The organism is Burkholderia sp. Ac-20379, assembly GCF_017104645.1.
Lineage (GTDB): Bacteria > Pseudomonadota > Gammaproteobacteria > Burkholderiales > Burkholderiaceae > Burkholderia.
Map to the genome: position 1 here is coordinate 1 of NZ_JAAGPF010000246.1, position 11,382 is coordinate 11,382.

General features: G+C 66.9%; 8 protein-coding genes and 2 pseudogenes. 9 read left to right on the top strand and 1 reads right to left on the bottom strand.

Translation table 11 applies throughout. The annotated features are described in order from the left end of the window. From pgeF to phaR, 5 genes are all read left to right on the top strand, one after another. On the top strand, positions 1 to 547 hold a 547-nt coding region (pgeF, locus tag G3N92_RS24495; protein WP_206130186.1), incomplete at its 5' end, for a peptidoglycan editing factor PgeF. Between the two features lie 409 nt (positions 548 to 956). Beyond that, positions 957 to 2,849 (top strand): class I poly(R)-hydroxyalkanoic acid synthase, encoded by a 1,893-nt coding sequence (gene phaC, locus G3N92_RS24500; RefSeq protein ID WP_206130187.1) that lies wholly within the window; start codon positions 957 to 959, stop codon positions 2,847 to 2,849. 103 nt (positions 2,850 to 2,952) lie between these two features. Beyond that, positions 2,953 to 4,134, top strand: a complete 1,182-nt coding sequence (locus G3N92_RS24505) for an acetyl-CoA C-acetyltransferase (protein WP_206130188.1) — start codon at positions 2,953 to 2,955, stop codon at positions 4,132 to 4,134. Positions 4,135 to 4,232: 98 nt separating this feature from the next. Then, complete coding sequence (locus tag G3N92_RS24510; protein ID WP_206130189.1) at positions 4,233 to 4,973, top strand: 3-ketoacyl-ACP reductase; 741 nt, start codon at positions 4,233 to 4,235, stop codon at positions 4,971 to 4,973. 124 nt (positions 4,974 to 5,097) lie between these two features. Next, positions 5,098 to 5,667, top strand: coding sequence for a polyhydroxyalkanoate synthesis repressor PhaR (phaR, locus tag G3N92_RS24515; protein ID WP_206130190.1), 570 nt, complete (start codon positions 5,098 to 5,100; stop codon positions 5,665 to 5,667). A gap of 98 nt (positions 5,668 to 5,765) precedes the next feature. Here the strand turns inward: phaR and G3N92_RS24520 are convergent, their stop codons facing one another. Further along, entirely contained in the window at positions 5,766 to 6,845 is a 1,080-nt protein-coding gene (locus G3N92_RS24520; RefSeq protein ID WP_206130191.1) for a response regulator transcription factor, read from the bottom strand. Between the two features lie 527 nt (positions 6,846 to 7,372). Here G3N92_RS24520 and rimO point away from each other — a divergent pair. The 4 genes and pseudogenes from rimO to G3N92_RS24540 all read left to right on the top strand — a co-directional run. After that, the gene (gene rimO / locus G3N92_RS24525; RefSeq protein WP_206130192.1) at positions 7,373 to 8,740 is read left to right on the top strand and encodes a 30S ribosomal protein S12 methylthiotransferase RimO; all 1,368 of its coding nucleotides are present in this window, start codon (positions 7,373 to 7,375) and stop codon (positions 8,738 to 8,740) included. Continuing rightward, positions 8,737 to 9,676 (top strand): annotated as a pseudogene (locus tag G3N92_RS24530) (sugar kinase). The gene rimO and the pseudogene G3N92_RS24530 overlap by 4 nt, the downstream one beginning before the upstream one ends. 304 nt (positions 9,677 to 9,980) lie before the next feature. Next, positions 9,981 to 11,168 carry a beta-ketothiolase BktB gene (gene bktB / locus G3N92_RS24535; protein ID WP_206130193.1) on the top strand — a complete coding sequence of 396 codons (1,188 nt, stop codon included), beginning with the start codon at positions 9,981 to 9,983 and terminating at the stop codon, positions 11,166 to 11,168. A gap of 34 nt (positions 11,169 to 11,202) precedes the next feature. Continuing rightward, a pseudogene (locus G3N92_RS24540) lies at positions 11,203 to 11,382 on the top strand (hypothetical protein); the annotation flags it as partial.

An 11,382-nucleotide genomic window follows, 5' to 3' on the forward strand; every position in this document is an offset into this window, starting at 1 on the left:
TGACGGCCCCGACGCGCCGCCGGTGCGCGCCGACGCGAGCGTCACCGACGTGCCGGGCGCCGTCTGCGTGGTGATGGTGGCCGACTGCATGCCGGTGCTGTTCTGCGACGAGGCGGGGCGCGCGGTGGGCGCCGCACATGCGGGCTGGCGCGGGCTGGTGGGCGGCATCGTCGAAAAAACCGCTGCCGAGGTGGCGGCGCTGGCCGGTGCCGACGCGAGCCGGCTGCATGCCTATCTCGGCCCGGCGATCGGTCCGGCCGCGTTCGAGGTGGGCGAGGACGTGCACGCGGCGTTCGCCGAAGCGGCCACGCCCGACGAGCGCGATGCCACCGTGCGCGCTTTTGTTGCCATCGATGGCGCGCCGGGCAAGTATCACGCCGATCTCTACGCGCTGGCGCGCCTGCGCACGGCGCGCCTCGGCATGGCGCGGCCCGGGGGCGGCGGCGCCTGCACGCTGACCGAGCGCGAACGCTTCTACTCGTACCGGCGCGATCGCGTCACGGGCCGCATGAGCGCAATGATCTGGATCGACGGCCGGGATGGCTGAAGGCAGGGCGGTGCGGGTTGGCGTATCGTGTGCCGTGGAGGCGGGCGCGCGATGGAATGCCGGCGCAGGTTTTTCATCGCACCCCGTCATAAATGCGATGCCGGATTGCTGCGGCGCGTGACATGATTTTCGTCACGGAACCCGGATAGGCTATCCGGCTCCAAGCAGACGTTCGTTGCGCTTGCGGCCGGGCTTTCGGCCGCGATTGCGATGGATTGCCGCGACGTTGCGGCCACGTGCGTTTTCGCCCGCCGCTTCACATGGGGAAAACGATAATGATAAATCTACTGCACTGCGGCAGAATCTGGAAGCAAGCCTCTAGCGCGTGACGGCCCGCAGTTCGCGCCGTACGCAGGTCGTTGACGCAGCATGTCCAGATGCACCGCCAGGAATCACCGGTAACGCAGGTATGACAGCACCGAAAAATTCGTCGACTTCCTCACAAGCGGACTCCTCCCCGGGGCGCCAGACGGCCGATGCGTCCCAGCCGATGCAGCAGATGTTCCAGACGTGGCTCGACGCATGGGGCCGCTTCGCGGAGCCGCTGCGCGCGGCCGCAGGCCAGGCAGCCCAGTCCGCTGCCGCCGGCCCGTCTTCCGCTCCGTTTTCCTTTCCGTTCGCGATGCCGAAGCCGCCCGAGTGGCCGGCCGGCTGGCCGCCCGCCGGCGGCGCGGCGTTTCCGGGCATGGCGCTGCCGGTGGCCTCGGTGCCGCCCGCCAAGCTCCAGCAGTTGCAGGCCGATTACGCCCGCGAGAGCGCCGAGCTGTTCCGTCAGGCCAGTTCGGCGCAGCTCGCATCGCCCGAACTGAAAGATCGCCGCTTCAGCGCCGAAGCCTGGAAATCGTCGCCCGCGCATGCCTTCACGGCGGCCTGGTATCTGCTGAACGCGCGCTATCTCCAGTCGCTGGCCGAGGCGGTCGAGACCGACCCGAAAACGCGCGAGCGGATCCGCTTCGCGGTGCAGCAATGGACGGCCGCCACCTCGCCGAGCAACTTCCTCGCACTGAATCCCGAAGCGCAGAAGAACCTGCTCGACACGCAGGGCGAAAGCCTGCGGCAGGGCATCATGAACCTGCTCGGCGATCTGCAGCGCGGCAAGATCTCCCAGACCGACGAATCGCAGTTCGTGGTCGGCAAGAACCTCGCGAGCACCGAAGGCGCCGTGGTGTTCGAGAACGCGCTGATGCAGCTGATTCAGTACAAGCCGGTCACGCCGACCGTCTACGAACGGCCGCTGCTGATCGTGCCGCCGTGCATCAACAAGTTCTACATCCTCGATCTGCAGCCCGAGAATTCGCTGGTCGCGCATGCGCTCGCGAGCGGCCATCAGGTGTTTCTCGTGTCGTGGCGCAACGCCGATGCGTCGATCGCCGGCAAGACCTGGGACGACTACACGAACGACGGCGTGCTCGCCGCGATCGAGGCGGCCGGGCAGATCAGCGGGCGCGAGCAGATCAACGCGCTCGGCTTCTGCGTCGGCGGCACGATGCTGGCCACCGCGCTGGCCGTGCTGGCCGCGCGCGGCGAACACCCGGTGGCGTCGATGACGCTGCTCACGGCGATGCTCGATTTCACCGATACCGGCATTCTCGACGTGTTCGTCGACGAGGCGCACGTGCAGATGCGCGAGCAGACCATCGGCGGCAAGAACGGCGCGGCGCCGGGCCTGATGCACGGCGTGGAGTTCGCGAACACGTTCTCGTTCCTGCGGCCGAACGATCTGGTCTGGAACTACGTGGTCGACAACTACCTGAAGGGCCGCACGCCGGCGCCGTTCGACCTGCTGTACTGGAACAGCGATTCGACGAGCCTGCCTGGCCCGATGTACGCGTGGTATCTGCGTCATACGTATCTCGAGAACCGCCTGCGCGAACCCGGCTCGTTGACGGTGTGCGGCGAGGAAGTCGACCTGACGCGCATCGACGTGCCCACCTTCATCTACGGCTCGCGCGAGGATCACATCGTGCCGTGGCAGACGGCCTATGCGTCCACCTCGCTGCTCACGGGGCCGCTGCGCTTCGTGCTCGGCGCGTCGGGCCATATCGCCGGCGTGATCAATCCGCCGGCCAAGAACAAGCGCAGCTACTGGACGTTCGATTCGCCCGACGCGAAGGAACTGCCCGAGCATGCGCAGGACTGGTTCGATGCGGCCACCGAGCATCCGGGCAGCTGGTGGCCCGAATGGATCGACTGGCTCGACCAGTACGGCGGCCGCAAGACCAAGCCGCGCGCCACGCTCGGCTCGGCGCAGTTTCCGGCGATCGAGCCGGCGCCGGGCCGCTACGTGATGGTGCGCAATTGACGCAGGAACATTGACGGATCGCGGCGGGCGGCGCACGCTCGCCGTCTGTCTTTCGGCATTTTTCAACTGAGCGGGCCGCGGTGCGGGCCTGGAGGATGTGGACATGACTGACGTAGTGATCGTATCGGCCGCGCGCACCGCGGTCGGCAAATTTGGTGGTTCGCTGGCGAAGCTGGCTGCGCCGGAACTCGGCGCCACGGTGATTCGTGCGCTGCTCGAGCGCAGCGGCGTCGCGGCCGATCAGATCAGCGAAGTGATCCTGGGCCAGGTGCTGACGGCCGGCTCGGGCCAGAACCCGGCGCGCCAATCGGTGATCAAGGCCGGCCTGCCGACCGCGGTGCCGGGCCTGACCATCAACAAGGTGTGCGGCTCGGGCCTGAAGGCCGTGATGCTGGCGGCCAACGCGATCATCGCGGGCGACGCCGACATCATCATCGCCGGCGGCCAGGAAAACATGAGCGCCGCACCGCACGTGCTGCCGGGTTCGCGCGACGGCTTCCGGATGGGCGACGCGAAGCTCGTCGACAGCATGATCGTGGACGGCCTGTGGGACGTCTACAACCAGTACCACATGGGCATCACGGCCGAGAACGTCGCCAAGGAATACGGCATCACGCGCGAGGCGCAGGACGCATTCGCGGCGCTGTCGCAGAACAAGGCGGAAGCCGCGCAGAAGGCCGGCCGTTTCGACGACGAAATCGTGCCGGTCGAGATCCCGCAGCGCAAGGGCGATCCGATCCGCTTCGCGACGGACGAGTTCGTGCGTCACGGCGTGACGGCCGAGTCGCTGGCGAGCCTCAAGCCGGCGTTCTCGAAGGAAGGCTCGGTCACGGCCGCCAACGCTTCGGGCATCAACGACGGCGCGGCCGGCGTGCTCGTGATGTCGGCCAAGAAGGCCGAGGCGCTCGGCCTCACGCCGCTCGCGCGCATCAAGGCGTATGCGAGCGCCGGCGTCGATCCGAAGGTGATGGGCATGGGCCCGGTGCCGGCCTCGCGCCGCTGCCTGGATCGTGCGGGCTGGTCGGTCGACGATCTCGACCTGATGGAAATCAACGAAGCGTTCGCGGCACAGGCGCTCGCCGTCCATCAGCAGATGGGCTGGGACACCTCGAAGGTCAACGTGAACGGCGGCGCGATCGCGATCGGTCACCCGATCGGCGCGTCGGGCTGCCGGATTCTCGTCACGCTGCTGCACGAAATGCAGAAGCGCGATGCCAAGCGCGGCCTGGCCTCGCTGTGCATCGGCGGCGGGATGGGCGTGGCGCTGGCGGTCGAGCGTCCGTAATGCTGCGCGGAGCGCGTCGGGAGCGTGCTCCGCAGTAAGAGGCAGACGACACGGTGGCGCTGTTCGGCGCCCCGACAACGATAAATGGAGTGTTCAGCATGACTCAGCGTATTGCTTACGTCACCGGCGGCATGGGCGGCATCGGAACCGGCATCTGCCAGCGTCTGCACAAGGCGGGCTTCCGGGTGGTGGCGGGCTGCGGCCCGAACTCGCCGCGTCGTGCGAAGTGGATCGAGGATCAGAAGGCGCTCGGTTTCGATTTCTATGCCTCCGAGGGCAACGTCGGCGATTGGGAGTCGACCAAGCAGGCCTTCGACAAGGTCAAGGCCGAAGTGGGCGAGATCGACGTGCTGGTCAACAACGCCGGCATCACGCGCGACGTCGTGTTCCGCAAGATGACGCTGGAAGACTGGCAGGCCGTGATCGACACGAACCTGACGAGCCTGTTCAACGTCACGAAGCAGGTCATCGACGGCATGGTCGAGCGTGGCTGGGGCCGCGTCATCAACATCTCGTCGGTGAACGGCCAGAAGGGCCAGTTCGGCCAGACCAACTATTCCACGGCCAAGGCCGGCCTCCACGGCTTCACGATGTCGCTGGCGCAGGAAGTGGCCACCAAGGGCGTGACCGTCAACACCGTGTCGCCGGGCTACATCGGCACCGACATGGTCAAGGCGATTCGCCCGGACGTGCTCGAGAAGATCGTCGCGACGATTCCGGTGCGCCGCCTCGGCTCGCCCGACGAGATCGCCTCGATCGTGTCGTGGCTCGCGTCGGACGAATCCGGTTTCGCGACGGGCGCCGATTTCTCGCTGAACGGCGGCCTGCACATGGGCTGAACGCCGCGTGCGCGGCCGGGCCGGCCGCGCGCACGGGTTCGTCGGATTCCGAGTGCATTCGGTGACTGCGCACTGCGGCCACCGAATGCTGTCATCGCGCCGCTTCGGCGCTCACAGGTGTTCCATGACTACTACAAAGAAGACTGCCGAACGGCTCATCAAGAAGTATCCGAATCGCCGGCTGTACGACACCGAAACGAGCACGTACATCACGCTTACCGACGTGAAGCAGCTCGTGCTCGATCAGGAGGATTTCAAGGTCGTCGATGCGAAGAGCAGCGAGGACCTCACGCGCAGCATCCTGCTGCAGATCATTCTCGAAGAGGAAAGCGGCGGCGTGCCGATGTTCTCGTCGCCGATGCTCTCGCAGATCATCCGTTTCTACGGGCACGCGATGCAGGGCATGATGGGCACGTACCTGGAAAAGAACATCCAGGCGTTCATCGACATCCAGAACAAGCTGTCGGATCAGTCGAAGGGGCTCTACGACACGAACGCGATGAATCCCGAGGTCTGGTCGCAGTTCATGAACATGCAGGCGCCGATGATGCAGGGCATGATGACCAGCTACATCGAGCAGTCGAAGAACATGTTCGTGCAGATGCAGGAACAGATGCAGAGCCAGGCGAAATCGATGTTCAGTACGTTTCCGTTCAAACAGCCGACGCCGACCGACGGTTCCGAGAAGAAGTGAACGCGCGGCGGGCCGTCAGGCGACGGCTTGCGCGGCAAGGCGGCCCGCTTTCGAGCGGGCCGTGTGCTTTTTGACGGGCTGCGCCTGGCCGATTGCGGTCAGGCGGCGTCCTCGCGGTAATCCGAGTTGGTTTCAATCTCGTGCAGGCGTCGTCCGCCCTGGCGCTTCAATGCGCGCAACTCGAGCGTGACTTCGCAATACGCGTCGCGCAGCTTGCGCAGTTGCTCCTCGGCATCCTGGCGTTGCCGCAGCAGGTCCGCCACGTCGCGCCGCTCGGCCGGGCTGCTGTCGAAGCGCGCCATGGGCGGGCCGTAGGCCACGCTCATCGCAGGGCTCGGAGCGGGGGCCGCGAGCGCCATCAACGCCGTATCCTGCGACGCGGCAGGGCGGGTCAGGGCCAGCGCGATGGTGGGGCCGCCGAGCGGGCTGCCGTGTGCGCGGTCGGGCCGAGGCGCCGCCACGTGTTCGTCCGGTTCGCCGGCCACGTCGTTCGTCTCCGGCAGGTTGATCAGGCAGCGATAACCGTAGCCATACAGCGACATGATCTCGCAGCCGTACGTGCCGTCGAGTTGCAGCTTCTTGCGGATCCGGCTGACGTGCGTGGCCACGGTGCGCGTGTCGATGTCGCTTTGCAGCTTCCAGATCCGGTTCAGCAGCGTCTCGTGCGAAACCAATTGATCGGGATGACGAAGGAAATAGGTAGCCAGCTCGAATTCCTTGCGCGTGAGGCTCACGGGCTCGCCGTGCAGGCGGATCTTCGATGCCTTCACGTCGATCGTATAGGCGCCGAAATCCACCAGTTCCTCGGGTTCGGCCGCATGGCGCAGCGCGACGGTGGCGATGCGCGACTGCACCTCGGCTTCGCGCGCAGGGCGCACCAGGTAATCGTCCGCGCCGGCTTTTAGCGCGTCGGCCGCTTGGTGCCACGCGTCGCGCGCCATCATCGCGATCACCGGCATATGCCATTCGAAATGCTGCCGCACCCAGGCGATCAGCTCGACGCCGCCCATGTCGGGCAGGGCGACATCCACCATCAGCAATTCGAAATCGTTGCGGCGCAGCGCGTTGAAGAACGCGTTCCCCGTCTTGAAGCATTCAGATTGGTGACCGCCATTGCGCAACCACAGTTCGAGTTGCCTGGCTTGATTGGCCGGACCGCCGAGAATGGCGACTTTCATCGGTTCTCGCCTCGTTCGGTTTATTGATTCGGTTAAGGATAGGCCCCGATCGAGAGAGGCCGTTTAAAGCAGTATCCCGTGCGATTTCCAAAACTTGAGTCGTAATTTGTAACAAAAAAATACAACGTGTTGCAGGTATCAGACCCTGAAACTCATCGCCGATTTTCGTGCGATGTATTTGTATGAATAATGTCGAGTCCCCCGTGAGAGCGGGGGATCGGCTAGATCGCATCGTTGCAGGTACATCTGTTGCGGCTCGGGACGAGGCGCGCGGTGCGGCGATTGCCCGTGTTCGAGGTTCTGTAACGAATCGTTGCAGTCTCAGGCAAAAATAACAGGGTGGGTACGACGAGGCGCAAAGGGGGCAAAACAGGCGCCGGCAATCGATCGATCGAACCGTTCACGGCGTGCGGGCGACTTTTCGCGGTGTTGGCCGGCCGCGTCGCTGCCGCCGCCGATTTTGAATCGCCGCAGCCTAAATCGCTGTAAACTCTCGCCTTTGCGCCACACCCCCACACATATTCCCGATGTCCCATACCCCGAAAGTCGGATTCGTCTCGCTTGGCTGCCCGAAGGCGCTCGTCGATTCCGAACAAATCCTCACCCAGCTCCGCGCCGAAGGCTACGAGATTTCCGGCACCTATGACGGCGCCGATCTGGTGGTCGTCAACACCTGCGGCTTCATCGACGACGCCGTGCAGGAAAGCCTCGACGCGATCGGCGAGGCGCTGACCGAGAACGGCAAGGTGATCGTCACCGGTTGCCTCGGCGCGAAGAAGAGCGCAAGCGGCGCCGGCCTGATCGAGGAAGTCCACCCGAAGGTGCTGGCCGTGACCGGCCCGCACGCGCTCGGCGAAGTCATGCAGCACGTGCACCACCACCTGCCGAAGCCGCACGACCCGTTCGTCGACCTGGTGCCGGCCGCCGGCATCAAGCTCACGCCGCGTCACTATGCCTACCTGAAGATTTCCGAAGGCTGCAACCACCGCTGCACGTTCTGCATCATCCCGTCGATGCGCGGCGACCTGGTGTCGCGCCCCGTCGCCGAGGTCATGCTCGAAGCGGAAAACCTGTTCAAGTCGGGCGTCAAGGAACTGCTGGTGATCTCGCAGGACACGAGCGCGTACGGCGTGGACGTGAAATACCGCACCGGCTTCTGGAACGGCCGCCCGCTCAAGACGCGCATGACCGAACTGGTCGCCGCGCTCGGCGAGCTGGCCGCGGAATACGGCGCTTGGGTGCGCCTGCATTACGTCTACCCGTATCCGCACGTCGACGAAATCATCCCGCTGATGGCCGAGGGCGCGTATCGCGGCCACGTGCTGCCGTATCTCGACGTGCCGTTCCAGCACGCTCACCCGGACGTGCTCAAGCGCATGCGCCGCCCGGCGAACGCCGAAAAGGTGCTCGATCGCGTGCGCAAGTGGCGCGAGATCTGCCCGGACCTGACGATCCGCAGCACGTTCATCGCCGGTTTCCCGGGCGAGACGGAAGCGCAGTTCGAAACGCTGCTCGACTTCATCCGCGAGGCGGAACTCGATCGCGTCGGCTGCTTCGCCTACTCGCCGGTGGAGGGCGCGACGGCCAACGAACTCGACGGCGCGCTGCCCGACGAAGTGCGCGAGGAACGCCGCGCACGCTTCATGGAAGTGGCCGAGGAAGTGTCGGCCGCGCGCATCGAGCGCAAGGTCGGCCAGACGCTCAAGGTGCTGATCGACGAAGTGAACGCCGACGGCGGTATCGGCCGCACGGCCGCGGATGCGCCCGAAATCGACGGCGTGGTGTACGTCGACCCGGTGCAGGGCGGCAAGCGCTACAAGGTCGGCGATTTCGTGTCGGTGACGATCACCGGCGCGGACGGTCACGATCTGTGGGGCGAGGTCGGCGCGGCATGACGCAAGCGTCGTCCGCCGGGTTGTCCGTCGCCTCGCCGGCCATCCTCGCGTTCGGCGAGGCGATGGTCGAATTCAACCAGTCGCAGCCTGGCTCGCCGCAGTATCTGCAGGGCTTCGGCGGCGACACCTCCAACTTCTGCATCGCGGCGGCGCGTCAGGGCGCGCATGCCGGCTTCGCGTCGGCGGTCGGCCAGGATCATTTCGGCCGGCTGCTGCTCGACCTGTGGCGGCGCGAGCGGGTCGACACGGCCTCGGTGCGCATCGACGCGGCCGCCCCCACCGGCGTGTATTTCGTCTCGCACGGCGAGCACGGCCACGCGTTCGACTACTTGCGCGCCGGCTCGGCCGCGAGCCGCTATGCGCCGGCCGATCTGCCGCTCGACGCGATCGCGGCGGCGCAGGTCATCCATCTGTCCGGCATCAGCTTCGCGATCAGCGCGAGCGCCTGCGACGCGGCGTTCGCGGCGATCGATCACGCGCGCGCGAACGGCGTGCGCGTGAGCTTCGACACCAACCTGCGGCTCAAGCTCTGGCCGCTGGCGCGCGCCCGTGCGGTCATGATGGAAGCGCTGCGCCGCACCGACATCTGCCTGCCGAGCTGGGACGACGTGACGCTGCTGACGGGCCACGAGACGCGCGACGCGATCGTCGATGCGCTGCTCGATTGCGGCCCGGCCGTGGTGGCGCTGAAGCTCGGCAAGGATGGCGCCTACGTCGCGACGCCGAGCGAGCGCCGCGTCGTGCCGGGCTTCACGGTGGATGCGCTCGACGCGACCGGGGCGGGCGACTGCTTCGGCGGCGCGTTCGTCGCGCGGATCGTCGCCGGCGACGATCCGTTCGAAGCCGCGCGCTACGCGAATGCGGCCGCCGCGCGGTTACGGCGCGGTCGCGCCGATTCCCGATGCGCAGGCGGTCCGCGCCTTGCTGAACGGCTGAACGGCTGAACGGCTGAACGGCTGAACGGCTGAACGGCTGAACGGCGAACGGCGAACGGCGAACGGCTCGCGCCCTTGGCCCGACCCGCTCGCGGATCGGGCAACTCAGCCGTTGGCCGCGCGACCGTCCCGCCGAACGACGGGCTGCCCGAGCCACCCGCCAGGGCCGCCGCAGTGCCTGCCGCGATGGCCTGCCGCGATGGCCTGCCGATGCCGCGTCGTGCGCCGGTCGAGGGAATCCTCGATTGCCGCGCCCGGCATCCGTATTACCCTGCGGATCACTCACAAACGACATCGGAGGCAACATGCAACGCGAAGTGGTGGTGGTCAGCGGGGTGCGTACCGCAATCGGCGGGTTCGGCGGCAGCCTCAAGGATTTCTCGCCGACGCAGCTCGGCGCGCGCGTGGTGCGCGAAGTGCTCGATCGCGCGGCGCTCAAGGGCGACGAGGTCGGGCACGTGGTGTTCGGCAACGTGGTGCATACCGAGCCGAAAGACATGTATCTCGCGCGCGTCGCGGCGATCGACGGCGGCATCGCCCAGCACACGCCGGCGCTGACGGTGAACCGGCTGTGCGGCTCGGGCCTGCAGGCGATCGTGTCGGCGGCGCAGGCCGTGCTGCTCGGCGACGCCGAGATCGCGGTGGCCGGCGGCGCGGAAAACATGAGCCGCGCGCCGTACGCGATGCCGGGCGCGCGTTTCGGCCAGCGCATGGGCGACGCGAAGCTCGTCGACATGATGCTCGGCGCGCTGCACGATCCGTTCCAGTCGATCCACATGGGCGTGACGGCCGAGAACGTCGCGGCGAAATACGGCATCACGCGCGAGGCGCAGGACGCGCTGGCGCTCGAATCGCACCGCCGCGCCTCGCACGCCACGAAATCCGGCTACTTCAAGAGCCAGATCCTGCCGATCGAAATCGGTTCGAAGAAGGGCACCGTGATTTTCGATACCGACGAGCACGTGCGCCACGACGCGGCCGCCGAGGATTTCAGCAAGCTGCGCCCGGTGTTCGCCAAGGAAAACGGCACGGTCACGGCCGGCAACGCGTCGGGCATCAACGATGCGGCCGCTGCGGTCACGCTGATGGAGCGCCGCGTGGCCGAGGCGCGCGGCCTGAAGCCGCTCGCGCGGCTGGTGTCGTATGCGCACGCGGGCGTCGATCCGGCCTACATGGGGATCGGCCCCGTGCCGGCCTCGCGCAAGGCGCTGGAGCGGGCAGGCATCGCGGTTGCTGATCTCGACGTGATCGAGTCGAACGAGGCGTTCGCGGCGCAAGCCTGCGCGGTGGCGGCCGAGCTCGGTTTCGATCCGGCCCGCCTCAATCCGAACGGCTCGGGCATCTCGCTCGGCCATCCGATCGGCGCGACCGGCGCGCTGATCACGGTCAAGGCGCTGTACGAACTGCAGCGCATCGGCGGGCGCTACGCGCTCGTGACGATGTGCATCGGCGGCGGGCAGGGCATCGCCGCCGTGTTCGAGCGCATGGACTGATTTCAATTCCCCGGTAAAAAAGGAGCATCCCGACGTGGCAGCAGCAAGCCGAATCCGATTCCTTCGACTTCCCCTCGCGGCGGCGCTGGCAGCCGCGCTGTCGGCAGGTGGGGTGCATGCCCAGACGCCGCAGGTGCCGCACCAGCCGGCCGCGCCGGGCACCTCGGGCCCCTCGACGGCCGCGGCCGCCGCGCCGGCAGCCGCCGCGCCGCCC

Excerpts from the sequence above, each read along its gene's own strand:
- phaC (WP_206130187.1), top strand. The coding sequence starts at position 957 with ATGACAGCACCGAAAAATTCGTCGACTTCCTCACAAGCGGACTCCTCC.
- G3N92_RS24505 (WP_206130188.1), top strand. The coding sequence starts at position 2,953 with ATGACTGACGTAGTGATCGTATCGGCCGCGCGCACCGCGGTCGGCAAA.
- G3N92_RS24510 (WP_206130189.1), top strand. The coding sequence starts at position 4,233 with ATGACTCAGCGTATTGCTTACGTCACCGGCGGCATGGGCGGCATCGGA.
- phaR (WP_206130190.1), top strand. The coding sequence starts at position 5,098 with ATGACTACTACAAAGAAGACTGCCGAACGGCTCATCAAGAAGTATCCG.
- G3N92_RS24520 (WP_206130191.1), bottom strand. The coding sequence starts at position 6,845 with ATGAAAGTCGCCATTCTCGGCGGTCCGGCCAATCAAGCCAGGCAACTC.
- rimO (WP_206130192.1), top strand. The coding sequence starts at position 7,373 with ATGTCCCATACCCCGAAAGTCGGATTCGTCTCGCTTGGCTGCCCGAAG.
- bktB (WP_206130193.1), top strand. The coding sequence starts at position 9,981 with ATGCAACGCGAAGTGGTGGTGGTCAGCGGGGTGCGTACCGCAATCGGC.